The 26,096-nt window shown below is 74.0% G+C and carries 19 protein-coding genes; 14 read left to right on the top strand and 5 right to left on the bottom strand.

Annotated features, from left to right (window positions below; genetic code table 11):
* Positions 1 to 4 precede the first annotated feature (4 nt).
* The 3 genes from ispG to AB0D32_RS09585 all read left to right on the top strand — a co-directional run bounded on the left by ispG (position 5) and on the right by AB0D32_RS09585 (position 5,802).
* On the top strand, positions 5 to 1,177 hold the full coding sequence (gene ispG, locus AB0D32_RS09575; RefSeq protein ID WP_357086971.1) for a flavodoxin-dependent (E)-4-hydroxy-3-methylbut-2-enyl-diphosphate synthase: 1,173 nt from the start codon (positions 5 to 7) through the stop codon (positions 1,175 to 1,177).
* Between the two features lie 115 nt (positions 1,178 to 1,292).
* On the top strand, positions 1,293 to 2,132 hold the full coding sequence (locus tag AB0D32_RS09580) for a GNAT family N-acetyltransferase (protein WP_357086974.1): 840 nt from the start codon (positions 1,293 to 1,295) through the stop codon (positions 2,130 to 2,132).
* A 136-nt stretch (positions 2,133 to 2,268) separates the two neighbouring features.
* Entirely contained in the window at positions 2,269 to 5,802 is a 3,534-nt protein-coding gene (locus AB0D32_RS09585; RefSeq protein WP_357086977.1) for an ABC transporter ATP-binding protein/permease, read from the top strand.
* A gap of 33 nt (positions 5,803 to 5,835) precedes the next feature.
* Here AB0D32_RS09585 and AB0D32_RS09590 read toward each other — a convergent pair whose 3' ends face one another.
* The 4 genes from AB0D32_RS09590 to AB0D32_RS09605 all read right to left on the bottom strand — a co-directional run bounded on the left by AB0D32_RS09590 (position 5,836) and on the right by AB0D32_RS09605 (position 10,162).
* On the bottom strand, positions 5,836 to 6,903 hold the full coding sequence (locus tag AB0D32_RS09590) for an NADH:flavin oxidoreductase/NADH oxidase (RefSeq protein ID WP_357086980.1): 1,068 nt from the start codon (positions 6,901 to 6,903) through the stop codon (positions 5,836 to 5,838).
* A gap of 92 nt (positions 6,904 to 6,995) precedes the next feature.
* The gene (locus AB0D32_RS09595) at positions 6,996 to 8,303 is read right to left on the bottom strand and encodes a dicarboxylate/amino acid:cation symporter (protein WP_357087430.1); all 1,308 of its coding nucleotides are present in this window, start codon (positions 8,301 to 8,303) and stop codon (positions 6,996 to 6,998) included.
* A gap of 265 nt (positions 8,304 to 8,568) precedes the next feature.
* Positions 8,569 to 9,204: a DUF998 domain-containing protein gene (locus AB0D32_RS09600; protein WP_357086982.1), complete on the bottom strand. Its 636-nt coding sequence runs from the start codon at positions 9,202 to 9,204 to the stop codon at positions 8,569 to 8,571.
* Complete coding sequence (locus AB0D32_RS09605) at positions 9,197 to 10,162, bottom strand: glutathione S-transferase C-terminal domain-containing protein (protein WP_357086985.1); 966 nt, start codon at positions 10,160 to 10,162, stop codon at positions 9,197 to 9,199. Before AB0D32_RS09605 ends, AB0D32_RS09600 begins: the two co-directional genes overlap by 8 nt.
* Before the next feature lie 105 nt (positions 10,163 to 10,267).
* On the opposite strand from AB0D32_RS09605, the gene pcaF reads away from it, so the two are divergent.
* The 9 genes from pcaF to AB0D32_RS09650 all read left to right on the top strand — a co-directional run bounded on the left by pcaF (position 10,268) and on the right by AB0D32_RS09650 (position 24,040).
* Positions 10,268 to 11,470 carry a 3-oxoadipyl-CoA thiolase gene (pcaF, locus tag AB0D32_RS09610; protein ID WP_357086988.1) on the top strand — a complete coding sequence of 401 codons (1,203 nt, stop codon included), beginning with the start codon at positions 10,268 to 10,270 and terminating at the stop codon, positions 11,468 to 11,470.
* A gap of 238 nt (positions 11,471 to 11,708) precedes the next feature.
* On the top strand, positions 11,709 to 12,527 hold the full coding sequence (locus AB0D32_RS09615; protein ID WP_357086992.1) for an SAM-dependent methyltransferase: 819 nt from the start codon (positions 11,709 to 11,711) through the stop codon (positions 12,525 to 12,527).
* A 4-nt stretch (positions 12,528 to 12,531) separates the two neighbouring features.
* Complete coding sequence (locus AB0D32_RS09620; protein ID WP_357086994.1) at positions 12,532 to 14,706, top strand: EAL domain-containing protein; 2,175 nt, start codon at positions 12,532 to 12,534, stop codon at positions 14,704 to 14,706.
* Positions 14,703 to 15,203, top strand: coding sequence for a DUF456 domain-containing protein (locus AB0D32_RS09625; protein WP_357086997.1), 501 nt, complete (start codon positions 14,703 to 14,705; stop codon positions 15,201 to 15,203). The genes AB0D32_RS09620 and AB0D32_RS09625 overlap by 4 nt, the downstream gene beginning before the upstream one ends.
* A gap of 499 nt (positions 15,204 to 15,702) precedes the next feature.
* On the top strand, positions 15,703 to 17,067 hold the full coding sequence (locus AB0D32_RS09630; RefSeq protein WP_357087001.1) for a glutamine synthetase family protein: 1,365 nt from the start codon (positions 15,703 to 15,705) through the stop codon (positions 17,065 to 17,067).
* 272 nt (positions 17,068 to 17,339) lie between these two features.
* Positions 17,340 to 18,695: an aldehyde dehydrogenase family protein gene (locus AB0D32_RS09635; protein ID WP_357087433.1), complete on the top strand. Its 1,356-nt coding sequence runs from the start codon at positions 17,340 to 17,342 to the stop codon at positions 18,693 to 18,695.
* A 4-nt stretch (positions 18,696 to 18,699) separates the two neighbouring features.
* Entirely contained in the window at positions 18,700 to 19,467 is a 768-nt protein-coding gene (locus AB0D32_RS09640; protein WP_357087003.1) for a 3-oxoacyl-ACP reductase, read from the top strand.
* The gene (locus AB0D32_RS09645; protein WP_357087005.1) at positions 19,464 to 20,234 is read left to right on the top strand and encodes a gamma-glutamyl-gamma-aminobutyrate hydrolase family protein; all 771 of its coding nucleotides are present in this window, start codon (positions 19,464 to 19,466) and stop codon (positions 20,232 to 20,234) included. Before AB0D32_RS09640 ends, AB0D32_RS09645 begins: the two co-directional genes overlap by 4 nt.
* Before the next feature lie 137 nt (positions 20,235 to 20,371).
* Positions 20,372 to 24,040, top strand: coding sequence for a SpoIIE family protein phosphatase (locus tag AB0D32_RS09650; protein ID WP_357087007.1), 3,669 nt, complete (start codon positions 20,372 to 20,374; stop codon positions 24,038 to 24,040).
* A 64-nt stretch (positions 24,041 to 24,104) separates the two neighbouring features.
* On the opposite strand, the gene AB0D32_RS09655 is transcribed toward AB0D32_RS09650, so the two are convergent.
* Positions 24,105 to 24,422, bottom strand: a complete 318-nt coding sequence (locus tag AB0D32_RS09655; protein WP_357087010.1) for an STAS domain-containing protein — start codon at positions 24,420 to 24,422, stop codon at positions 24,105 to 24,107.
* Between the two features lie 94 nt (positions 24,423 to 24,516).
* Here AB0D32_RS09655 and map point away from each other — a divergent pair, with 94 nt between their 5' ends.
* Positions 24,517 to 25,374 (top strand): type I methionyl aminopeptidase, encoded by an 858-nt coding sequence (map, locus tag AB0D32_RS09660; protein WP_357087012.1) that lies wholly within the window; start codon positions 24,517 to 24,519, stop codon positions 25,372 to 25,374.
* Entirely contained in the window at positions 25,371 to 26,087 is a 717-nt protein-coding gene (locus AB0D32_RS09665; protein WP_357087015.1) for a VIT1/CCC1 transporter family protein, read from the top strand. The genes map and AB0D32_RS09665 overlap by 4 nt, the downstream gene beginning before the upstream one ends.
* Positions 26,088 to 26,096: the final 9 nt, after the last annotated feature.

Genomic DNA, 26,096 nt, shown 5'->3' on the forward strand with positions numbered 1-26,096 from the left:
TGAAGTGACCGCTGTCAGTCTCGGTATCCCCGTCGTGCCGCCCCCGCCGCTCGCCCCGCGCCGGGCCAGCCGCCAGATCATGGTCGGCTCGGTGCCGGTGGGTGGGGGCGCGCCGGTGTCGGTGCAGTCGATGACGACCACCCTCACCTCCGACGTCAACGCCACCCTCCAGCAGATCGCCGAGCTGACCGCGTCCGGCTGCCAGATCGTCCGGGTGGCCGTGCCCAGCCAGGACGACGTGGAGGCGCTGCCGGCCATCGCGAAGAAGTCGCAGATCCCGGTGATCGCCGACATCCACTTCCAGCCCAGGTACGTCTTCGCCGCGATCGACGCCGGCTGCGCGGCCGTCCGGGTGAACCCGGGCAACATCCGCCAGTTCGACGACAAGGTCAAGGAGATCGCCAAGGCGGCCGGCGACGCGGGTGTGCCGATCCGGATCGGCGTCAACGCCGGCTCACTGGACAAGCGGCTGCTCGCCAAGTACGGCAAGGCCACCGCCGAGGCGCTGGTCGAGTCGGCGCTGTGGGAGTGCTCGCTGTTCGAGGAGCACGGCTTCCGCGACATCAAGATCTCGGTCAAGCACAACGACCCGGTGGTGATGATCCGGGCGTACCGCCAGCTCGCCGAGAAGTGCGACTACCCGCTGCACCTGGGCGTCACCGAGGCGGGCCCGGCCTTCCAGGGCACCATCAAGTCGGCGGTCGCCTTCGGCGCGCTGCTGGCCGAGGGGATCGGCGACACGATCCGGGTCTCGCTGTCGGCCCCTCCGGTGGAGGAGATCAAGGTCGGCAACCAGATCCTGGAGTCGCTCGGGCTGCGCGAGCGGGGCCTGGAGATCGTCTCCTGCCCGTCCTGTGGCCGGGCCCAGGTCGACGTCTACAAGCTCGCCGAGGAGGTCACCGCCGGCCTGGAAGGGCTGCCCGTGCCGCTGCGGGTCGCCGTGATGGGCTGCGTCGTGAACGGCCCGGGCGAGGCCCGCGAGGCGGACCTCGGGGTGGCCTCCGGCAACGGCAAGGGCCAGATCTTCGTCAAGGGCAAGGTCGTCAAGACCGTCCCGGAGGCGCAGATCGTCGAGACGCTCATCGAGGAGGCGCTGCGCATCGCCGACGAGATGGGTGCCGAACTGCCCGAGGAGCTGCGCGGCCTGCTCCCGGGGGCCACGGTCAGCGTGCACTGACCCACCGCGCCGTCGTGCGCCGGCCCCGACCGTCTCCGTGGCGGTCGGGGCCGGTTGCGCTCCGAGTCGCCACTCGGCCCGCGCGACGGGGGGCGGATCTGGCAGGCTTGTATCCGTGCTGACGGTGCCGGTACGGCAACTCGGGGAGTCGGAGCGCCGCGCGGTCGAGCGGCTGCTCGACCTCGACCCGTTCGCGGGCGCGCAGGTCGCCGAGCGGATCGCCGCGCGGGGCCTGGCCTGGTGGCGGGCCGAGGGCCGGGTGCTGGGCTACGGCAGCCGGCGCAGCCTGGAGTCGATCTGCTGGCTCGGCGGCAACCTCACCCCGGTACTGGCCACCGAACCGGCCGTCGCCGCCTACGCCGACCTCCTCGCGGGCGAGGAACGACTCTGCTCGTCGATCGTGGGCCGGGCCGACGCCGTGCTCGGCCTCTGGGACCGGCTCTCCGCCGTCTGGGGGCCGGCCCGGGACGTACGCCCCAACCAGCCGTTGCTGGCCACCGAGGCGCTGCCGGCGTTGCGGGCGGACCCGGAGGTGCGGCTGGTCCGCGGCAGCGAGGTCGACCGGCTCTTCCCGGCGGCGGTGGCGATGTACACCGAGGAGGTGGGCGTCTCGCCGCTCGCCGACGACGGCGGGCGCGGCTACCGGCGGCGGGTCACCGACCTGGTCCGGGCCGGCCGGGCGTACGCCCGGTTCGTCGACGGCCAGGTGGTGTTCAAGGCCGAACTGGCGGTGGTGACCCGCCGGACCGCCCAGGTGCAGGGCGTCTGGGTGGCCCCCGACTGGCGGGGTCGGGGCATCGCGTCGGCGGCGATGGCGGCGGTGGTGCGCGACGCGTTGCTGCGGGTCGCCCCGAGCGTCAGCCTCTACGTCAACGACTTCAACCAGCCGGCCCGCCGGGTCTACGAGCGCTGCGGCTTCCGCCCGGTCGGCACGCTCGCCACCGTGCTGTTCTGACCCGCCCCGGTCCCGGCCTGTCCGGCCCCGGCCTCGGTCCCGCCTGTCCGACCCGCCCGGTAAATACGTTGAGCCGGCCGGCTCCACCTAGCAGGCTGGACGCTTCCGCCCCAGGTCACCCCCGAAGGGATTCTTCATGCGCCTGCTCCGGGACCTGTGGGCCACCTCGCCCCGCCGAATGGCGATCGTCACCTTCCTGATCCTGCTCGGTGCCGGCGGTCAGGCCGCCGCCGCCGCGCTGGCCGGTCCCGTCCTGGTGCACCGCGCCGCCGGCTTCTTCGCGCTGCTCGCCGTGGCGCTGGTCGCCGCTGTCCTCACCGACCTCGCGGTGAGCCTGCTGATGGCGGGGCTGACCGCCGACTGGTCCGCCGACGTGCGCCGCCGGCTGTGTCGGGTCGCGCTCGGGCAGGACCTGCCGACCCTGGAGACCACCCCGGTCGGCGAGCTGCTCGACCGCATCGACGGCGATGTCTATCAGGTTGCCGCCGCGTTGCGCAACCAGGGCGTACGGATCGCGCAGGGGCTGGCGGTCGGCGTGCTGTCGACCGCTGTCGCCCTCGCCGTGTGGTGGCCCGCCGGTGTCGGGATGCTGCTGCTCACCGTGCTGCTGGCGGCCGGCCTGCGTAAGCCCACCGCGCGGATCGGGCCGGCCCGGATGGCCGAGGAGGAGGCCTGGTCCGACCTCGCCGCGGTGATGGAGGAGTCCATCCACGGCCAGGACGACGTACGCACCAGCCTGGCCCGGCCGTACGTGCTGCGCCTCTACGCCCGCCGCGCCGCGGAGGTGATCCGCCGGGGGGTGCGGGTGTGGCGGATGTCCGCCCAGGTCACGACGGTCGCCGCCGGCGTCATCCGGGCCGGCATCGCGGCCGTGGTGCTCGGCGGCGCGTGGGCGCTGGTCACCGGCCGGGTCGACGGCGCCCGGCTCACCGCGATCTGGCTGCTCGTCATCGGGTTCGGCATGACCGTCGAGCACGTCAGCCGGATGGTCCCCGAGCTCCAGTACGCCCTCGGCGCGTGGGGCCGGGTGCAGTTGCTGGCGAACTCCCCGCAGGAGCCCGTGGGCGGTGCCGCCCCGACCGAGGGGGACCTGGCGGTGCGGAGCCTCACCTTCCGCTACGCGGGTGCCGACGACGACCGCGGCCCCGCGTTGCGCGACGTCGACCTGACCTTCACCCGGGGCCGCTCGTACGCCCTGGTCGGGCGGACCGGCTCCGGCAAGTCCACCCTGGCGAAGGTGCTCACCCGGGCCGTCGACGTGCCGCCCGGCACGGTCTTCCTGGCCGGCGTCGACCTGTGCGACCTCGACGTCGAGCAGTTGCGCCGGTGGATCGCCGTGGTGCCCCAGCGCACCGAGATCCTTGCCGGCACCCTCGCCGAGAACGTCGCGTTGTTCGACCCGGGCCTGCTCGACGCCGCTGCCCGTGCGCTGCGCGAGCTGGGGCTGGACGCCTGGATCACCGAGCTGCCCGACGGCCTCGACACCCGGCTGGGCGAGGGCGGGCACGTGCTCTCGGCCGGCCAGGAGCAACTGGTCGCCTTCGCCCGGATCCTGGTGCGCGACCCGCACGTGGTGATCCTCGACGAGGCCACCGCCCGTCTCGACCCGGTGACCGAGGCGCGCGTGCAGCAGGCCACCGAGCGGCTGCTGCGCGACCGGATCGGCATCGTCATCGCGCACCGTCTCTCCTCCGTACGCCAGTGCGACGAGGTGGTGGTGATGGCCGACGGCACGGTGGTCGAGGCGGGGCCGCTGCACTCCTCGGAACGCTTCGCCGAACTGCTCGCCACCAGCCACGCCACGGCGTACGCCCACGCGGCGCCGGGTGGCCGGTCCGGCGGGGTGGACCTGCTGACCGGCCCGTCGGACCCGTGGCCGCCGACCGACCCGGACGAGACCGCCCCGCCGGCCGGGGCCCTGGCGGTCGGGTCGGCCGGGTCGGCCGTCGACCGGGCGGGCGGATCCGAGGAGCCCGGAGAGCCGGCGTCCGAGCGTGGGCTGCGTGGGCTGCGGGAGATCCTGCGGCTGTGCGTCAACGACGCGCGGTACGGGCTGGCCTCGCTCTCGTTGTTCCTGCTGCTCGTGCTCGTCGGGCTGGAGGGGCCGCTGCTGCCCTGGCTCTGGGCCGACCTGGTCGACGGCACCGGCGACCCGTGGAAACCGGCGCTCGGCATCGTCGCCGGCCTGCTGGTGACCCTGCCGGTGCCGTACTACACCGGGCTGAGGTTCCCACAGTGGTGGGTACGGCAGATGCTGCGGATCAGCCTGCGCCTGGTGCACGGCCAGACCGGGCCCCGACGGGTCAGCAAGCACACGCCCGCCGAGGTGGTGGCCCAGGGCGGCGACACCGAGCGGGTGGTGCAGCTCGCCGACAACCTGATGGACCAGGGAGTCTCCCTCGTGCTCCTGGTCACGATGACCGCCGTCACCGGCAGCCTGGTGCCGGGGTTCTTCTTCGCGGGCACGATGCTGGTCTCCGGACTGGCCGCGACACTGTTCGGCCCCAAACTGGAACGTTCCGCACGGGCCACCGTCGCGGCCCGGGCCGCGTTCGCCACCGCGCTGGTCTCCTCGCTGTCGGCAGCCCGTACGGTCAAACTCGCCGGCGCCACCCGCCCGGTGCTGGCCCACCTGGCCGACCTCGACGTGGTCCGCAGCGACCGGCAACGCCGGGAGATCGCGGTGCAGGTCTGGTCCCGGTCGACCCCGTCGCTGGTCAGCGGCCTGCTGCCGATCGGCGCGTGGGCGATGTTCCTGGCCGGGCAGCTGTCGGCCGGCGCCACCCTGGTCGCGGTCGCCACCCTGGCCGCCGCCCGCTGGTTCGCCTGGACGACGGCGTCGCTGATCTCGCAGATCCCGTCGGCGCGGGTGTGGACGGGGCGGACGGTGGCGATGACCGGGGTGGAGGCGTACTCGGCGGCGGTGCCGGAGGTGGATCTCGGCGCGGGGACCGCCCCGGCGCCCGTCGTACCGCCCCGGCACCCGCTGCGCCGGCTGGAACTGACCGGCTTCGGTGTCCGGCACACCGACGGGACGGTGGCCGTACGCGACGTCGACCTGACGGTGGAACGCGGCCAGTTGGTGCTGGTCGTCGGCCCGGTCGGCTCGGGCAAGTCGTCGCTGCTGCGGGCGCTGGCCGGCATCGCGCCGCACACCGGCCGGCTGACCTGGAACGGCGATCCCGTCACCGAGCCGGAGCTGTTCCTGCGCCCCCACCAGGTGGGCTACGTCGGCCAGCTGCCCCGGGTGCTCTCCGGCACGGTGGCGGACAACATCACCCTCGGCCACCAGGTGGACGCCGCGGCGGCGGTGTCGACCGCCCAGCTCGACCACGACCTGGCGGCGGCCGGGGGCGGGCTGGGGCTGCTGATCGGGCACAAGGGCACCCGGCTCTCGGGCGGGCAGTTGCAGCGCCTCGCGCTGGCCCGGGCGCTCGCCCCGCGTACCGAACTGCTGGTCGCCGACGATGTGTCCTCCGCGCTGGACGTCACCACGGAGCTGGCGCTGTGGCAGGCGCTGCGCGAGCACGGGGTGACCGTGGTGGGCTCGACCTCGAAGCGCGCGGCCCTGGTCCGGGCCGACCACGTCGTGGTCCTCCGGTCCGGCACGGTCGCCGCCCAGGGCCCCTGGCGCGACCTGGAGCCCCACTGGTCCCACCTGGCCGGCTGACGCCCGGCCGCCCGTGCGGGCGGGCCGGGCGGATCAGGTGGCGCGGGCGTACTGGGCGGGCCAGGAGGGGGTGGCGCCGAGCTTGGCGGCGGCCCGGTGCGGCCAGTACGGGTCCCGCAGGAGTTCCCGCCCGAGCAGGACCAGGTCGGCGTCGCCGGACGCCACGATCTCCTCGGCCTGCCCCGGCTCGACGATCAGGCCGACCGCGCCGGTGGCCACCCCCGCCTCCCGGCGCACCCGGGCGGCCAGCGGCACCTGGTAGCCCGGGGCGACCGGGATCGTGGCGGTGGCCGATGCGCCGCCCGACGAGCAGTCGACCAGGTCCACCCCGGCGGCGGCCAGCTCGCCGGCGAGCACGATGCTGTCCTCGACCGTCCAGCCCGCCGGCTCCCAGTCGGTGGCCGAGATCCGGGCCAGCACGGGTACGTCCCCGCCGACCGCCGCGCGAACCGCCCGGGCCACCTCCAGGGTCAGCCGCATCCGGCCGGGCCGGTCCCCGCCCCAGCCGTCGTCGCGGTGGTTCGTCAGCGGGGAGAGGAACTCGTGCAGCAGGTAGCCGTGCGCGGCGTGGATCTCCACGGCCGCGAACCCGGCGTCGACCGCCCGGCCGGCCGCGGCCGCGAACGCCTCGACGACCCCGACGATGCCCGCCTCGTCCAGCGCGGTCGGCACCCGGTAGTCGGGCACGAACGGCGTGGAGCCGGGGCCGACCGGCGTCCAGCCGCCCTCGGCGTCGGGCACCCCGCCACGCAGGGGCGCCCACGGCCGGTACGTCGACGCCTTGAACCCGGCGTGCGCGAGCTGCACGACCGGCACCGCGCCGTGCGCGGCGACGAACGCGGTCACCGGCCGCCAGGCGTCGACGTGCGCCCCGGACCAGAGCCCGGTGTCCTGCGGGCTGATCCGCCCCTCGGGCAGCACGGCGGTGGCCTCGGTCATCACCAGGGCGGCGCCGCCGACCGCCCGGGCGCCCAGGTGCACCAGGTGCCAGTCGGTGGGCAGGCCGTCCGGGCCGGCGGCGTACTGGCACATCGGTGCCAGGGCGATCCGGTTGGGCAGGGTCACCGTGCGCAGGGTCAGCGGGGTGAACAGGACACTCATGGGGTCATCCTCTCCGGACGCGGGGAGGACCCCGTGGAGGGGCCCTCCCCGCCTCGTCGGGTCGTGCCGGGTACGCGGGTGCGGCGGGCGGCTCAGGCCGGTACGGGGCTCAGGTCCTCGGAGCGGCGCGGCCCGGCGTCGCCCTCCGCGTCCGCCGGGGCGAGCGGCGACCGGCGGCCGGCCGAGTCGTACGCGGCGCGGTCCAGGGTGCCCTCGCGGGCGGCCACGATCGTCGGCACCAGCGCCTGGCCGGCGACGTTGGTGGCGGTGCGGATCATGTCGACGATCGGGTCGATCGCCAGCAGCAGGCCGGCGCCGGCCAGCGGCAGGCCCAGCGTGCTCAGCGTCAGGGTGAGCATCACGATCGCGCCGGTCAGACCGGCGGTGGCGGCCGAACCGACCACCGACACGAAGGCGATCAGCAGGTAGTCGGTGAACCCGAGGTCCACCCCGAAGACCTGGGCGACGAAGATCGCCGCCAACGCCGGGTAGACCGCCGCGCAGCCGTCCATCTTCGTGGTGGCGCCGAACGGGACCGCGAACGAGGCGTACTCGCGGGGGACACCGAGGCGCTCCACCGAGCGCTGGGTCACCGGCATGGTGCCCACCGAGGAACGGGAGACGAAGCCCAGCTCGATCGCCGGCCAGGCGCCGGCGAAGAAGCGCAGCGGGTTGAGCCGGCCGGCGGTCACCAGCAGCAGCGGGTAGACCACGAACAGCACGATGGCGCAGCCGACGTAGACGGCGGTGGTGAACTTCGCGAGCGGGGCCACCAGGTTCCAGCCGTACGAGGCGACGGCGTTGCCGATCAGGCCGAGGGTGCCGATCGGGGCGAGCCGGATCACCCACCACAGCGCCTTCTGGACGATCTCCAGCAGCGCGCGGTTGATCGCCACGAACGGCTCCGCGGCCTCGCCGACCAGCAGCGCCGCCGCGCCGACGACGAGCGCCAGGAAGACGATCTGGAGCACGTTGCCGTCGACGAACGCCCCGACCGGGTTGGTCGGCACGATGCCGGTGAGGAAGTCGGTCCAGGAGCCGGTCCGGGTGGGCGCGGTGGCGCCGGCGGTGTCGAGGGTGACGCCGCGGCCCGGGTCGGTCAGCAGGCCGAGCCCGATGCCCACGCCCACCGCGATCAGCGCGGTGACGCCGAACCAGAGCAGCGTCTTCAGCGCCAGCCGGGCGGCGTTGGTGACGCCGCGCAGGCTGACCACGCTGACCACGATGGCGGTGAAGACCAGCGGCGGTACGGCCAGCTTGAGCAACTGGACGAAGAGGCCGCCGACGGTGTCGAGGGTGCTGGTGAGCCAGCTCAGGTCGTTGGCGCGGGCGAGGAAGCCGAGCGCCACGCCGAGGACGAGGCCGAGCAGGATCTGCACGGAGAAGGGGATCTTGCGCAGGGCGGAAGCCATGAGGATGTGTCCCAGGGTCTGGAGGTCGGAACGGGCAGCGTCAGGAGAGCGGCTGCGCCGGACAGACGCCGCTGGCCTGCAGTCGGAGGTCGACATACAGGCGCACGGTGAGGTGCCAGACGTTGGTCATCGCCCGCCGAGGCTAGCGCCGCCCGTCGATGCTGCGGAAGGATCCGACCCCGTGACGCTCCTTACACCAGAGGTAAGGAAGGGGCCCTTCCCATACCGCAGGCGCGTCAACAGGGGCCCTTCCTTACCGGCGGAGGGCGATGGTGGTGGCGGTGGCGGCGCCCCAGAGGACGGCCACCAGCAGCAGCAGCCGCTCCAGGACCGCGATCAGGCTGCCGCGCCCGACGGTGACCAGGGCCACGGCGGTCGCGCCCGCCAGCGGCAGGGCCACCACCACGGCAACCGCGGCCAGCCGGCGCAGCGCCGACGGGGCGGCCAGGGTGAACGTGGTCGCCAGCATCGCCAGGACCACCGCGGCCACCGCGAGGATGCTCGCCCCGCCGTGGACCAGGTCCGCCGTGGTGGCCCGCTCGAACGGCGGCAGGGGGCAGCCCGCACTGCACGCCACCGCCCCGGAGACCAGCGCGAAGACGCTGCCGGCCCCGAGCAGTGCCGCCGCCGCCCGCAGCACCGGGGGCAGCGCCGCGGCGAGCAGCAGCACCCCGACCGCCAGGGCGAAGACCCCGATCCGGTACGCCGGGGCGTACGCGCTGTCGGTGACGCCCGCCTCGCTGACGTACCCCGTCAGACCCGGGCCGGGACCGGCGACCACGGCGACGGTCACCATGACCGCGCCCGCGACGACGCAGGCGGTGGAGGCCGACGCGGCGGCGGCCCGGGGCGCGGTGGTGGTCGGGCCGGCCCGGCGTCGCTCAGCCACGCCCGTGCGGCGTCGTCCAGCCGGAGGTGTCGGGGCCGAGCGGGACGATCCCCGTCGGGTTGATCTCCCGGTGGGTGGCGTAGTAGTGCCGCTTGATGTGGTCGAAGTCGACCGTCTCGCCGAAGCCCGGGGTCTGGAACAGGTCCCGCGCGTACGCCCAGAGCACCGGCAACTCGGTGAGCTTCTGCCGGTTGCACTTGAAGTGCCCGTGGTACGCCACGTCGAAGCGGACCAGGGTGGTGAACAGCCGCACGTCGGCCTCGGTGATCGCGTCTCCCATCAGGTAGCGCCGGCCCGCCAGCCGCTCCGACAGCGCGTCGAGCCGGGCGAAGAGCGCCGTGAACGCCTCGTCGTACGCGGCCTGGGAGGTGGCGAAGCCGCACCGGTAGACGCCGTTGTTCACGTCCCGGTGGATCTCCGCCATCAGGGCGTCCAGCTCCGGGCGCAGCTCGACCGGGTAGAGGTCCGGTGCGTCCGGCTTGTGCAGCCTGCGCCACTCGGTGGAGAGGTCGAGGGTGAGCTGCGGATAGTCGTTGGTGACCACCCGGCCGGTGCGCGTGTCGACCAGCGCCGGCACGGTGACCCGCCCGGTGTAGTCGGGGTCGGTGGCCAGGTACGCCTCGGAGAGGAAGCCGATGCCGAGCACCGGGTCGAACCCGTCGGGGTCGAGGCTGAACCGCCAGCCCTGCTCGTCGCGGATCGGGTCGACCGTGCCGAGGGAGATCGCGTCCTCCAGGCCCAGCAGCCCGCGTACGATCCGGGCCCGGTGCGCCCACGGGCAGGCCCGGCACCAGATCAGCCGGTAGCGGCCCGGCTCCAGCGGCCAGCGGCCCTGCTCGTCCGGCCCGCCGCCCGGTGGGGATGTCGAGTGCGGGGTGACCCGACCGGTGAACCGGTTGGGCTGGCGGACGAACGCGCCGCCGTCGCTGGTCTCTGCGCTGAACTGGGCCCGGGCCATGCCGCCAACCTATCCGCCGGAGGCGTGGATATCCTGGCGCCCGGGCGTCTCCGGGACCCGGGGCCGTCCGTTCCCGCCCCTTCCCACCCCCGAAGGATCGCGCCGATGACCGTGGCATACCTGGTGGCCGGTGTCCGCACCCCGATCGGCCGGTACGCCGGCGCTCTCGCCGGCGTCCGCCCCGACAACCTGGCCGCCCACGTGATCCGCGAGCTGGTCGCCCGGCACCCGTCCGTGGACTGGGCGCGGGTGGACGACGTGATCCTGGGCTGCGCCAACCAGGCCGGCGAGGACAACCGCAACGTGGCCCGGATGGCGGCCCTGCTCGGCGGGCTGCCCGAGGAGGTGCCCGGCAGCACGGTCAACCGGCTCTGCGGCTCCGGCCTGGACGCCCTCGCCATCGCCGCCCGGTCCGTCGTCGCGGGCGAGGCCGACCTCGTGGTGGCCGGCGGGGTGGAGAGCATGAGCCGCGCCCCGTTCGTGCTGCCGAAGGCGACGACCCCGTTCTCCCGCAACGCCGAGGTCTACGACACCACCATCGGCTGGCGGCTGGTCAACCCGCTGATGAAGAAGCACTGGGGCATCGACTCGATGCCGGAGACGGCGGAGAACGTCGCCGCCGAGTACGGTGTCGGCCGCGCCGAGCAGGACGAGTTCGCGTACCGGTCGCAGCAGCGGGCCGCGAAGGCGCAGGCCGACGGGCGGTTCGCCGAGGAGATCGTGGGAGTGACCGTGCCGGCGGGGCGGCGCGAGACGAAGCTGGTCGAGGTCGACGAGCACCCGCGGGAGACCTCGCTGGAGAAGCTCGCCGCGCTGCCCACCCCGTTCCGTGAGGGCGGCACCGTGACCGCCGGCAACTCCTCGGGCGTCAACGACGGCGCGGTGGCGCTGCTGGTCGCCTCCGAGGCGGCCGTCGCCCGCCACCACCTGACCCCGCTGGCCCGGATCGCCGGTGCCGCCGCGGCCGGCGTACCACCGCGGGTGATGGGCGTCGGGCCGGTGCCGGCCACCCGCAAGCTGCTCGACCGCCTCGGCCTCGGCCTGGACGCGGTCGACGTGATCGAGCTGAACGAGGCGTTCGCCGCGCAGTCCGTCGCGGTGCTGCGCGAGCTGGGCCTGCCCACCGACGCCGAGCACGTCAACCCGAACGGCGGGGCGATCGCGCTCGGGCACCCGCTCGGGGCCAGCGGCGCCCGGCTGGCGCTGACGGCCGCGCTGGAGCTGCGCCGCAGGGGCGGCCGGCGGGCCCTCGCCACCATGTGTGTCGGCGTCGGTCAGGGCATCTCACTGCTGCTCGAAGCCGCCTGACCCGGAGCCGTGGCCCCGGCGGTGGGCCGGGGCCACGAAGCCGCCCGTGTTCGGTGTCAGGTCCGCGACAGGCGCCGGAAGGGCCGACGAAGTGGGTCATGGGATCTCCCGGAGCGGGGAGTTCGCAGCCTAGAGTGGTGGGCACCACACGACCCGCGGGTCGGCCGGTGCGTCGAGTGCCCCGAGCGCCCCGACACCGGTTCCCTCCCGCACCGCGGCGAAGACTTGGGGTGCAGCAGTGCAGATGCCGGACGGACTTCCCGCCGAGATCGACCTCTCCCGGCCGAGCGCGGCCCGCGTGTACGACTACTTCCTCGGCGGGGCGCACAACTTCGAGATCGACCGGCAGCTCGCCGAGCAGATCGCCAGCATGACTCCAAACCTGGCGGCGACGATGCGCGCCGGCCGCGAGTTCCTCCGCCGGGCCGTGCGGACGCTGCTCGACGCCGGCATCGACCAGTTCCTCGACATCGGCTCCGGTATCCCGACCGTCGGCAACGTGCACGAGGTCGCCCAGACGGCCAACCCCAAGGCCCGCGTGGTCTACGTCGACATCGACCCGGTCGCGGTGGCGCACAGCCGGGAACTGCTGGCCGACAACGAGCTGACCGGGGTGATCCACGCCGACCTGCGCGAGCCGGAGCGGATCCTGGCCGAGGCGCGTGACCTGGCCCTGCTCGACTTCAGCCGGCCGATGGGCATCCTGCTCGCCGGGGTGGTGCACTTCGTCCCGGCCGCCGACCGTCCCGGTGACATCCTCGCCACCCTGCGGGCCGCCGCCGCCCCCGGCAGCTACCTGGTCATCTCGCACTCGACGTTCGAGGACCAGCCGCAGGAGATGCTCGACGCCCAGCGCCTCTCGGCGCGCACCGACACCGAGATCACACTGCGCTCCCGGGCCGAGGTGACGAGCTTCTTCGGCGACTGGACGATCCTGGAGCCGGGCGTGGTGCACATGCCGCTGTGGCGTCCCGACTCGCCCTCGGACGTGGACGAGCACCCGGAGCGGTTCGGCGCCTTCGGCGGCGTCGCCCGGTACGACCAGCCCGCCGCCTGATCCGATGGCCGCCGTCCCGGAGCCCGGCGGCGACGACCTCAGCCGGTCGGGCGCCCAGCGGTACGCGGCCGAGTGGGCCCGGGCGGTGCGCCGGCTCGGGTTCGTGCCGCTCAGCGCGGTCGAGACCGAGCGCCTGCTGCACCTGCACGCCGTCCGGCTGGCCCAGGCCCTGCTCGCCGAGCCGTTCTCGCCCCTGCCGGCCGAGGAGGTCGGGCGCGCGCTGGTCGAGGAGCACCTGACCGAGCCCCGGGTGCTCGACTGGTCGGTGCACGCCCTCGGCGACCGGCTCGCCGCCCGGGTACTCCCGCATCTGGCCCACTCCGACGAGACGGCCGGACGGGTCGCGGCGTTGCAGGGCGCGCTCGCCGCCGGCTTCGCCCGGGCGCTGCGGGACCGCACCTTCGCCCAGCAGGAGCGGATCGCCCGCTCGGCCTGGCAGGCCCGCGACGAGGTGGAACAGGCCCTGCGGGACAGTGAGGCCCGGTTCCGGGCGGTCTTCGTGGGTGCGGCCACCGGGATCGGCATCGCCGGCGTCGACGGTCAGATCATCGACGTCAACCAGGCGTTCGCGGGCATGCTCGGCTACTCCATCGAGGAGTTGCGGCAGACCAACGTGGCCTCGCTGTTCCACGCCGACGACGCGGCCGGGATGTGGGAGCTCTACCAGGAAATGATCGAGGGCAAGCAGGACCGGGCCCGGGTGGAGAAGCGCTACTACCGCAAGGACGGCAGCGTCGTCTGGACGGACCTGTCCGTCTCGCTCATCCGCCACGACGACGGCCGGCCCCGGTTCACCGTCGCGATGATCGAGGACATCACGGAGCGGTACGAACTCCAGCAGCGGCTGCGTTTCCAGGCCCTGCACGACCCGCTCACCGGCCTGCCCAACCGGACCCTGTTCTTCGAGACGCTGGGCCGGGTCTTCGACGTCGCCGACGCGGCCCACCGGGTCGGGGTCTGCTTCCTCGACCTGGACGGCTTCAAGGCGGTCAACGACAGCCTCGGCCACGACCTCGGCGACCGGCTGCTCGTGGTGATCGCCCGGCGGCTGGCCGAGAGCGTCGCCGGCCGGGGCCACCTCGTCGCCCGGATGGGCGGGGACGAGTTCGTCATCCTGGTTGACGACGGGGCCGGCATCGACGATCTGGTGGAGGTCGCCGAGTCGACCCTGGCCGCGGTCTCCGCCCCGGTCCGCATCGGCGAGCACCAGCTCGCGGTGTCGGCGAGTGTCGGCATCGTCGAGTGCCCGGTCGGCGGGACGAGCGCCTCGGAGCTGATGAAGGCCGCCGACACCACGCTCTACTGGGCGAAGGCGGAGGGCCGGGGCCGGTGGGCGGTCTACGACCCGGAGCGCGGCGCCCGGGACATTGCCCGCTCCGCCCTGGCCGCCGGGCTGCCGGCAGCGCTGGACCGGGGCGAGTTCGTGGTGCACTACCAGCCGATCGTGTCCCTGCTGGAGGGCACGATGCTGGCCGTTGAGGCGCTGGTCCGGTGGCAGCATCCGGAGCTGGGGCTGATCGGGCCGGACCGGTTCATCGGCCTGGCCGAGGAGACCGGCCTGATCGTCCGGCTCGGCGAGTGGGTGCTGCGGCAGGCCTGCCGGGACGCGGAGGCCTGGCGGCGCGAGTTCCCCCGGGCCCGGCTGGTGGTCAGTGTCAACCTGGCCGCCCGGCAGGCCGACGACCCGGGAATCGTGGACACCGTCGCCGACGCGCTGGCCACCACCGGGCTGCCGGCGGAACTGCTGCAACTGGAGCTGACCGAGAGCGCGGTGATGGGCACCGCCGGGGAGCCGCTGCGGTCGCTGCACCGGCTGGCGGCCCTCGGCGTACGGCTGGCGATCGACGACTTCGGCACCGGCTACTCCAACCTGGCGTACCTGCGGCGGCTGCCGATCCACTGCCTGAAGCTGGCCGGGCCGTTCGTCGAGGGCATCCGGGGCGAGGACGTCGAGGCGGCGGCCGACCACCGGGACGAGCGGATCGTGGACGCGCTGGTCCGGTTGGCGCACGCGCTGGAACTGTGGGTGACGGCCGAGGCGGTGGAGACCGGGGTGCAGGCCGAGCGGCTGCGCGCGCTGCGCTGCGACACCGGGCAGGGGCGGTTCTTCGGCCCACCCGCGCCCGCGGCGGAGATCACCGCCCGGCTGCGCGGCGATGTTCGGGGACCGACGACGTGAGCCTGACGGACACCGAGGCGGTGGTGGCCGTACTCGCCGGGTTGGCGATCCTCGCCGGGCTCGCCGGCGTGGTGGTGCCCGGCCTGCCGGCGCTGCCGCTGTGCTGGGGCGGGGTGCTGGTCTGGGCGGTCTTCGGCGGCGCCGGGCCCGGCCGCTGGGTCGTGCTCGCCGCCGCCACCGTGGTCGCCGCCGGCGGCACCGTCGTCAAGTACGCCTGGCCGGGACGGAACCTGAAACGCACCGGAGTGCCCACCTCGTCGCTGCTCGCCGGTGGCCTGCTGGGGCTGGTCGGCTTCTTCGTGATCCCGGTGATCGGGCTGGTGCTCGGCTTCGTCGGCGGGGTGTGGGCGGCCGAGCGGTTGCGGCTCGGTGACTCCCGGCTGGCCTGGCCGGCGACGAGGCAGGCGGTGGCGGCGGCCGGCCTGGCCATGTTGGTCGAGTTCCTCGCCGGCCTGCTCGTGGCGGCGCTCTGGGTCGCCGGTCTGCTGCTGGCCTGAGGCGCGGTGGTGAGTGCGGCGACGCGGGGCGGGCGTCGGGTACGGCGCAGCGCCGTACTGGTGAGAGAGAGGTGACGTGCCCCGCGCCGCCGCGGTGCCGGTGCGGTCCGAGCGCCCCGGCGGTGGCCCGTCGCGATCGGGCCTGGTCACGGGCTCAAGCATGCGGCGTACGCGTCGGCACGGCAATGCAATTTGCCCGGTCGCCCGACCGGTAGACCCTGCGCTCCAGGCGGACCGGGAGCGGGGTTGTGCGCCCTCCGTCGGCCCGTCGAGCTGCCCCACGTGGCGGGGCGCTCCGCGCCGCCTGTCGAGTTGCCCCGCGGGGCGGTGCGCTCCGCGCTGCCCAGGGCGCTCCGCCCGGGCGGGCCAGTCTCACAGATGGGGCAGCTCGACAGGGCACGTCCGGCAACACCGGCGGCCCGGGTGGTTGTCGGGATGCCGGGCAGGGCATTGACGGTCATCCGGTTAGCCAGTAGACCTTGGTGATGGAGGCCCGCTGATGAGGAAAGCTCCGCTCACGTTGGAACAGCTGCGGGTCGCCGTCGCCGAGGGCGAGATCGACACCGTGGTGCTGGCCCTGGCCGACATGCAGGGCCGGTTGCAGGGCAAGCGCTTCCACGCTCCCTACTTCCTCGACCAGGTGGTCGCGCACGGCAGCGAGGGGTGCAGCTACCTGCTGGCCGTCGACGTGGACATGAACACCGTCGACGGGTACGCGATGTCGAGCTGGGAACGCGGCTACGGCGACTTCGCCATGGTGCCGGACCTCGACACGCTGCGCCGGGTGCCCTGGCAGCCGGGGAGCGCGCTGCTCCTGGCCGACCTGGCGTGGCTGGACGGGTCCGGCCCGGTGGTCGCCTCACCCCGGCAGATCCTGCGCCGGCAACTCGACCGGCTGGCCGCGCACGGGCTGACCGCGTACGCCGGCACGGAACTGGAGTTCGTGCTGTTCCGCGACTCGTACGAGGACGCCTGGCGGCGCGGCTACCGCGACCTCACCCCGGCCAACCAGTACAACGTCGACTACTCGCTGCTCGGCACCGCCCGGGTGGAGCCGCTGCTGCGCCGCATCCGCCGGGAGATGGCCGGGGCGGGGCTCGCCCCGGAGAGCGCGAAGGGGGAGTGCAACCTCGGCCAGCACGAGATCACCTTCCGCTACGACGAGGCGGTGGCCTGCGCGGACCACCACGTCATCTACAAGAACGGGGCGAAGGAGATCGCCGCCCAGGAGGGCATGTCGATCACCTTCATGGCCAAGCCGAACGCGCGGGAGGGCAACTCCTGCCACATCCACTTCTCGCTGCGCGACGCCGACGGCCGGTCGGCGCTGCTCGGCGACGGGCCGGCGCAACTGTCGGTGACGGGGCGGCGGGTGCTCGCCGGGCTGCTGGCCACCATGCGCGAGTTCAGCCTCCTGTTCGCGCCGAACATCAACTCGTACAAGCGCTACCAGCCCGGATCGTTCGCGCCCACCGCGCTGCGCTGGGGCACGGACAACCGCACCTGCGCGCTGCGGCTGGTCGGGCACGGGCAGGGCATGCGGGTGGAGAACCGGGTGCCGGGGGCGGACGTGAACCCGTACCTGGCCATCGCCGCACTGGTGGCCGGTGCGGTGCACGGCATCGAGCGGGAGCTTGAGCTGGGCGGGGAGTGCACCGGCAACGCGTACGACGACCCGAGCGCCGACCGGGTCCCCGGCACGCTGCGCGACGCCCTGGGGCTCTGGGCGGGCTCGACGGTGGCCGCCGAGGCATTCGGCGACGAGGTGGTGGCCCACTACGCCAACCAGGCGCAGACCGAACTGACGTCCTACGACGCGGCCGTGACGGACTGGGAGCTGATCCGTGGCTTCGAACGCCTCTGACCACCCCGCCCTCCCGCGATCTTGCACTTTGCGCCCCTCACCCCCGCGATCTTGCACTTTGTGCCCCTCGCCCCCCGCGATCTTGCACTTTGCGCCCTCGAAACGTGGAGTATGTCGCCTTTGTGGGGGCGATAACTGCAAGATCGCGGGAACGGGGGCGCGCGTGGGGTGAGGGCGGGAGCGGGGTGAGGGGGCAGGGGAGGGGTGGCGGCCGGCCGGGTCCGGCTCGTGTCCGACCAGCCACGGGCGGAGGGTCAGGGAGAGGGGTGGATGTGGTGCAGGTCGTTGATCCGGCTACCGGGGCGGTGCTGGGGGAGGTGGCCTCGACCTCGGTTGGCGGGACGGATGCCGCGATCGGGCGGGCCCACACGGCGTTCGAGCGGTGGCGGAGGGTGGCACCGGGGGAGCGGGCGCGGGTGCTGCGGCGGTTCGCGGCGGTGGTCGACGCGCACCTGGCGGAGCTGGCGCACCTGGAGGTACGCAACTGCGGGCACACGATCGGCAACGCGCGGTGGGAGGCGGGCAACGTCCGGGACGTCCTCGACTACTACGCGGGAGCGCCGGAGCGGCTGACCGGGCACCAGATTCCGGTGCCGGGCGGGCTGGACGTGACGTTCCACGAGCCGCTCGGCGTGGTCGGGGTGATCGTGCCGTGGAACTTCCCGATGCCGATCGCCGCCTGGGGCTTCGCGCCGGCGCTCGCGGCCGGCAACACCGTCGTGCTGAAGCCCGCCGAGCTGACCCCGCTCACCGCGTTGCGCCTGGCCGAGTTGGCGCGCGAGGCGGGCGTACCCGACGACGTGTTCACCGTGCTGCCGGGCCGAGGGTCCGTGGTGGGGGAACGGTTCGTCACCCATCCCGCGGTACGCAAGGTCTGCTTCACCGGCTCCACCGAGGTCGGCACCCGGATCATGGCCGGCTGTGCCGTCGGAGTGAAGCGGCTGACCCTGGAGCTGGGTGGCAAGAGCGCCAACCTCGTCTTCGCCGACGCCGACCTGGAGCGGGCGGCGGCCACCGCCCCGTACGCCGTCTTCGACAACGCCGGGCAGGACTGCTGCGCCCGGTCCCGGATCCTGGTCCAGCGGCCGGCGTACGACCGGTTTCTGGAGTTGCTCGAACCGGCGGTGCGCGCGCTGCGGGTGGAGGACCCGGCCCGGGAGACCGCCGAGATGGGCCCGTTGATCTCCGCCGCCCAGCGGGACCGGGTGGCCGGGTACGTCGACGGCGCGAGGGTGGCGTTCTCCGGCTCCTGCCCCGACGGCCCCGGCTTCTGGTACGCCCCGACGGTGCTGCTCACCGACTCGCCCGCGGACCGGCACTGGCGCGAGGAGATCTTCGGCCCGGTCGTCTCGGTGCTCCCGTTCGACGACGAGGCCGACGCGATCCGGCTCGCCAACGACACCGAGTACGGGCTGTCCGGCTCGATCTGGACCCGGGACGTGGGCCGGGCGGTGCGGGTGGCGCGGGCCGTGGAGGCGGGCAACCTGAGCGTCAACTCGCACTCCTCGGTGCGGTACTGGACGCCGTTCGGCGGGATGAAGCGCTCCGGGCTGGGCCGCGAGCTGGGCCCGGACGCGCTGCACGCCTTCACCGACGTCAAGAACGTGTTCATCGCAACGGAGGAGTGATCAGGTGCGGGGTCGTCTTGAGGACCGGGTGGCCGTGGTCACCGGAGCGGGCAGCGGGATCGGGCTGGCCACCGTGCGGCGGTTCGCCGCCGAGGGGGCCCGGGTGGTCTGTGTGGACGTCGACGCGGAGGCCGGGGGGCGGGCCGCCGACGAGGTCGGGGGTGAGTTCGTCGCCACGGACGTCGCCGACGAGGCGGCCGTGCGGGAGCTCTTCGACGGGGTGGCCGAGCGGCACGGCCGGATCGACGTGGCGTTCAACAACGCCGGCATCTCCCCGCCGGAGGACGACTCCATCCTGGAGACGGGGCTGGACGCCTGGGAGCGGGTGCTGCGGGTCAACACCACGAGCGTCTACCTCTGCTGCAAGCACGTCATTCCGCACATGCGCCGGCAGGGCCGGGGCTCGATCATCAACACCGCCTCGTTCGTGGCGCTGATGGGGGCGGCCACCTCGCAGATCGCGTACACGGCGAGCAAGGGCGGGGTGCTGGCGATGACCAGGGAGCTGGGCGTGCAGTTCGCCCGGGAGGGCATCCGGGTCAACGCGCTCTGTCCCGGCCCGGTCGCCACCCCGCTGCTGCTGGAGCTGTTCGCCGCCGATCCGGAGCGGGCCGCCCGCCGGCTGGTGCACGTGCCGATGGGGCGGTTCGGCGAGCCGGAGGAGATCGCCGCCGCGGTGGCGTTCCTGGCCAGCGACGACTCGTCCTTCATGACCGCCGCGCAGTTCGTCGTGGACGGCGGCATCACCGGCGCGTACGTCACCCCGCTGTGAGCCGGCCACTGATCGGGATCACCGCGTACGTCGAACCCGTCGCCTGGGCGGTGTGGCGGGACGTGCCGGCGGTGCTGGTGCCCGAGGCGTACGTCCGGGCGGTCACCACGGCCGGCGGCCGGGCGGTGGTGCTGCCCCCCGACGACCGCGACGCGGACGTGCTGCGGGTGCTCGACGGGCTGCTCCTGGCCGGCGGCGCGGACGTCGACGCGGCCCGGTACGGCCAGCCGGCCGGGCCCCGCACCGAGAGCCGGCCCGGGCGCGACGCGGGCGAGCTGACCCTGCTGAGCGCCGCGCTCGACACCGACCTGCCGGTGCTCGGCGTCTGCCGGGGGATGCAGCTGCTCGCGGTCGCCGCCGGTGGGGCGCTGCACCAGCACCTGCCGGACCTGGTGGGGCACGACCTGCACCGCCCCGCCCCCGGCGTCTACGGCGGGCACGGCGTGCGCTTCGCCCCGGGCAGCCTGGCCGCGCGGGTGATGGCGGGCGTGGGGCGGGTCAACTCCTACCACCACCAGGCGGTGGCCGACGCGGGCCGGCTGACGGTGACCGGCTGGTCCGACGACGGGGTGGTCGAGGCGGTCGAGGATCCGCGCCGACCCTTTCTGCTCGGGGTGCAGTGGCACCCGGAGAACGAGCCCGATCCCCGGCCGATCGCCGCGCTGGTCCGCGCCGCCCGGGGAGAGCTGGGAGAGCTGGGAGAGCGGGGAGAGCTGGGAGGCCGGGCTGCCCGGCACGGTCGCGGAACGCCGCTGTCGGGAAGGTGACGACCGGGTGCGGCGGACGTAACCAGCGCACCCCGGCTGGCATGCGTTACGTTGCTCGTCCGTCGGGGTACCAAGCGGGGCACGGCCGGTTGGACCCACCCGGTTCGAGGCGGTGACGGCCGGAGCGGGGAGGAACTATGAGCTCGGCCCAGGGGGGCGTGGACGAGGGTTGCTCTGCCGGCCCTTTCCGCGCGGGAGAGTTCCCCCCGTTGCTGGCCGCGGCCTTCGCCAGCGGCGGCGCGATGGGCGAACGGATGGGCCGCGTCGACTGGTCCACCACCGCGCTGGGCACCCCCGACCGCTGGCCGTCGGCGCTCTGCTCGGCGATCAGCACGATGCTCGCCTCCAGCGCGCAGATCGTCATGTTCTGGGGCGAGGACGAGCTGGCCTTCTACAACGACGCCTACCGCCCCACCATCGGCGGCAAGCACCCGGACGTGCTGGGCCGACCGGCCCGGGAGCACTGGGCGGAGACCTGGAGCGTGCTCGGGCCGCTGCTGGCGGGCGTGCGCCGCGACGGCCGGTCGTACCGGGCGGAGAACCACCCCTTCCTGCTCGACCGCCACGGGTTCCTGGAGGACACGTACTTCGACGTCTCCTACGACCCGATCCTGGGCGCCGACGGCACCGTCGACGGCGTCTTCTGCATCGTCAACGAGACCACGGGACGGGTGGTCGGGGAACGCCGGCTGCGGCTGCTGGCGGAGCTGGGTACCGAACTCGCCGAGGTGGACAGCAGGGCCGAACTCGGCCGGGTCGCCGCGGCGGTGCTCGACCGGCACCGCCCGGACGTGCCGTTCGCGCTGGTGCACCTGCTCGACGGGGCCGGCAACCTCGCGTTGGCCGGGTGCAGCGGGGTCGAGGCCCGGACGACCACCGCGCCCTCGCCGACGCCGCTCGCCGAGGTCGCCGCCGCCGGCACCGCCGCCACCGTCGCCGTGACGGACCTGCTCGCCGGGGCGCCGGCCGACGCGACCGGGCAGGCGCTGGTGCTGCCGATCACCGCCGGGAACGAGATCGTCGGCACGCTGGCGGTCGGCGTCGCCCGCCGGCAGCCGCTCACCGACGAGTACCGGGACTTCTTCGACCTGGTCGCCGCACAGATCTCCCGGGCCGTCGGCCGGCAGCAGGCGTACGAGCAGGAACGCACCCGCGCCGCCGAACTGGCCGCCCTCGACCGGGCCAAGACCAACTTCTTCGCCAACGTCAGCCACGAGTTCCGCACGCCGCTGACCCTGGTGCTCGGCCCGCTGGAGGACCTGCTGGCCGACCCGGCGCTGCCCGAGGCGTACACGGACCGGCTCACCACCATGCACCGCAACGCGCTGCGGCTGCTCAAGCTGGTGAACACGGTGCTCGACTTCTCCCGGCTGGAGTCCGGGCGGCTGGCCGCCCGCTACCAGCCCACCGACCTCGCCGACTACACCTCCCGCCTGGCGAGCACGTTCCGGTCGGCCACCCAGCGGGCCGGGCTGCGTCTGGTCGTGGACTGCCCGCCGCTGCCGGCGCCGGTCTTCGTGGACCGGGACATGTGGGAGAAGGTCCTGCTCAACCTGCTCTCGAACGCGGTGAAGTACACCTTCGACGGCGAGATCCGGGTGCGGATCCGCGCGGTCGGCGGGGCAGCCAGGCTGGAGGTCACCGACACCGGCGTCGGCATCGTGCCGGAGGAGCTGCCGCAGGTCTTCGAGCGCTTCCACCGGGTGCCGGGGGCGCGGTCGCGCAGCCACGAGGGCACGGGGATCGGCCTGGCGCTGGTCCGCGAGCTGGTCGGGATGCACGGCGGTGAGGTGGCCGTACGCAGTCGCGTCGACGAGGGCAGCACGTTCACGGTGACGGTCCCGTTCGGCGCCGGGCACCTGCCGGCCGAACGGGTCGCCGACGCCGGCCCCCCGGTGCGGGGCGAGCTGGCGCAGGCCGACCTCTACGTCGCGGAGACGGCGCTCTGGACCGGCGCCGCCGGATCGGCCGACGACGTCGACGCGGGCCGGAGGGCCGGTGCCGCCGGCCGGATCCTGGTCGCCGACGACAACGCCGACCTGCGCGAGCACGTCAGCCGGCTGCTCTCCCCGTCGTGGGAGGTGGTCGCGGTCACTGACGGCGTGGAAGCGCTGCGGCACGCCGTCGACGGGGCGTTCGACCTGGTGCTGACCGACGTGATGATGCCCCGGCTGGACGGGTTCGGGCTGGTCGCGGCGTTGCGCGCGGATCCGCGTACCCGGCACGTGCCGATCGTGCTGCTCTCCGCCCGGGCCGGCTCCGCCGAGGAGGTCGCCGGGCTCGCGGTCGGCGCCGACGACTACCTCACCAAGCCCTTCTCGGGCCAGGAGCTGATCGCCCGGGTACGGGCCAACGTCGAGCTGGGCCAGCTCCGCGGCCAGATCATCCGTGGGCTGCGGGCCCTGGCCGACGCGGCGGTCGCGGTCAACACGGCCCGCTCCACGGCCGACGTCCTCCAGGTCGCCGCGCGGCACGCCCTGAGCCTCGCCGAGGCCGCCCGGGTGGTGGTCTCGGCCACCGGGATGCGCTTCGAGGCCGACGGCGGCGGGCTGACCTCGATCGAGCCGTCCTTCGTGCTGCCGCTGACCGGCACCGCCGGCGAACCGCTCGGCGAACTGCGGGTCTGGCGCCCGGACGGCGACGGGACCCCCACCGACGAGGCCGCGCTCACCCAGCTCGCCCGGCTGGTCGGCGTGCGGCTGGAGAACGCCCAGCTCTACGAGGCCGAGCACCGCATCGCCACCACGCTCCAACACAGCCTGCTGCCCCGGTCGCTGCCGCAGCTGCCGGGCGCCGTGGTGGCCAGCCGCTACCTGCCGGGCAGCGCCGACGTGGAGGTCGGCGGGGACTGGTACGACGTCATCGCCCGCTGCGACGACGAGCTCGTGCTGGCGATCGGCGACGTGGTCGGCAAGGGCGTCCCCGCAGCCGCGGCGATGGGCCAGCTCCGCAACGCGCTGCGGGCGTACGTCCTGGAGGGCTTCGATCCCGGTGAGTCGCTGACCCGGCTCAACCGGCTCGTCGGCTCGACCGAGGGCCGCTCCTTCGCGACCGTGTTCTGCCTGTGGTTCAGTCCCCGCACCGGCCGGTTGCGGTACGCCAGCGCCGGTCACCCGTCCCCCCTTCTGATCCGAGGAGACGACGTGGCGTTTCTGCACGACCGGGCGCTCGGGCCGCCGGTCGGGGCGATCCCCGACACGACCTACCGGACGGTCGAGGGGGAGCTGACCGCCGGAAGTCGGCTGCTGCTCTACACCGACGGGCTGATCGAGGACCGGCAGCTCGGCATCGACGCCGCGCTGACCCGCCTCCGCGAGGACGCGGCCACGCCCGGCGAGCACGTGGCCGACCTGATCGACGCCGTGGTGGAACGGGTCGCCGGGCGGCCCCTGCGCGACGACGTCGCGGTGCTCGCGCTGGAGGCGGCGGAACTCAACCGGTTCACGCTGCGGCTGCCGGCCGACCCCACCCGGCTCAGCCTGCTGCGCAAGCGGCTGGAGGACTTCCTCGTCGCGCACCGGGTCACCGAGACGGACCTGTTCGACCTGACCGTCGCCGTCTCCGAGGCCGCCGCCAACGCCATCGAGCACCCGGTCGAGCCGGCCGAGCCGACGATCAGCGTCGAGGTGACCATCTCCGACCGCACGGTGGTCGCCACCGTACGCGACAGCGGCCGGTGGCGGGAGTCGACGGGCTCGGGCTTCCGGGGCCGGGGGCTGGCCCTGATCGAGGCGCTGGGGGAGCTGTCGGTGATCCGTACCGCCGAGGGGACCGAGGTGACGCTGCGCCGGCGGCTGGCGGACTGAGTGACCGTGCGACGCGGGCCGTCCCGACGGGCCGCGGGTCGGCCTGACGGCCCGGGGCCCGGGCTCAGGCCGGGCGGAGCCAGGCCTGGTCACCCAGGCCGGAGATGTCCAGCACCCGGTGGACCTGCCGCGACGGCAGCACGGTGAGCGCGTCGGGGAAATGCTGGGCCAGCCGGACCACGGCGTGGATCGCCGCCGAGTCGAAGAAGGTGACCGCCCGGAGGTCGAGCGTCAACCGCTCGGCGGGCTCCCGCAGCGCGGTGGAGAACATGACGTCGGCGGTGGCCATGTCGACCTCGCCGGTCACCAGGACACGGAGGTGGCCGCCGTCGATCTCCGCGCTGGCGGAGAAGACGGGAGAAGTACCACCCCCGTGATCCACGGAGCCACAATGGCACAGCGGGCCAGGCACGGCAACAACAGCTCCCGGTGGGCGGTGGCGGGGGCGACGACGCTCGCGGCGATAAACTCGCGTCATGACCGTCCGTGCGCCGCTGACCCCAGGCACGCTCTCCCCGTTGCGGCCCGTGCCCGCCCACATCGTCCGCCCGGAGTACGTGGGCAAGAAGCGTCCCCTCCAGTGGCAGGGCTCGCACGTGCAGACCCCGGAGACCATCGAGAAGATGCGGGTCGCCGGCCGGCTCGCCGCGCAGGCCACCCAGCTCGCGGGCGAGCACTGCAAGCCCGGTGTGACCACCGACGAGATCGACCGGGTCGTGCACGAGTTCCTCTGCGACCACGGCGCCTACCCGTCGACGCTGGGCTACAAGGGCTTCCCCAAGTCCTGCTGCACCAGCCTCAACGAGGTGATCTGCCACGGCATCCCGGACTCCACCGTGCTCGCCGACGGCGACATCATCAACGTCGACGTCACCGCGTACCTCGACGGGGTGCACGGCGACACGGACGCCACCTTCTGCGTGGGTGAGGTCGGCGAGGAGGCCCGGCTGCTGGTCGAGCGCACCCACGAGGCGATGATGCGCGGCATCCGCGCGGTCGCCCCGGGCCGCCAGATCAACGTGATCGGTCGGGTCATCGAGTCGTACGCGAAGCGCTTCGGCTACGGCGTCGTGCGCGACTTCACCGGCCACGGCATCGGCGAGGCCTTCCACAGCGGGCTCTACGTGCCGCACTACGACAGCCCCCGCCCCACGGACGTGATGGAGCCGGGGATGACGTTCACCATCGAGCCGATGATCACCCTCGGCACCTACCAGTACGACATGTGGGACGACGGCTGGACCGTGGTGACGAAGGACCGCCGGTGGACGGCCCAGTTCGAACACACCATCGTGGTGACCGAGGACGGTCACGAGATCCTCACACTGCCGTGACGGACACCCCCGCGGCGCTGCGGGAGGCGCACCACGCGGACGTCTCCGGAGGCTGGCTGCGCCCCGCCGTCTTCGGGGCGATGGACGGCCTGGTCACCAACATCGCACTGATCGCCGGGGTGGCCGGTGGCGGGGTGTCGCCCCGCAGCGTCGTGCTCACCGGCGTGGCCGGCCTGGTCGCCGGCGCCATCTCGATGGGGCTGGGGGAGTACACCAGCGTCCGCTCGGCCAACGAGCAGGTCGCGGCCGAGGTCGCCAAGGAACGCCGCGAGCTGGAGCGGCACCCCGAGGCCGAGGCGCGCGAGCTGGCCGAGGCGTGGATCGCCCGGGGGCTGCCGCGCGACCTCGCCGTGGAGGTCGCGCAGGCCGTCCGGCGCAACCCGGAGGAGGCGCTGCGGGTGCACGTCCGGGAGGAGCTCGGCGTCGACCCGGACGAGCAGCCGAGCCCGTGGGCGGCGGCGATCTCGTCGTTCCTGTTCTTCTCGGTCGGGGCGCTGGTGCCGCTGCTGACCTACCTGTTCGGCGCGACGAGCCTGTGGCTGGCGCTCGCGGTCGGCGGGCTGGGGCTCTTCGTGGCCGGGGCGGTGGTCGCCCGGTTCACCGCCCGGGCCTGGTGGTCCGGCGGCCTGCGCCAACTCCTGCTCGGCGCGGCGGCGGCCGGTGCCACGTATCTCGTCGGCACCCTCATCGGCGTGCAGGGCGGCCTCGGCTGAGAGCGGGCC

Source organism: Micromonospora sp. NPDC048170 (assembly GCF_040652795.1).
Lineage (GTDB): Bacteria > Actinomycetota > Actinomycetes > Mycobacteriales > Micromonosporaceae > Micromonospora.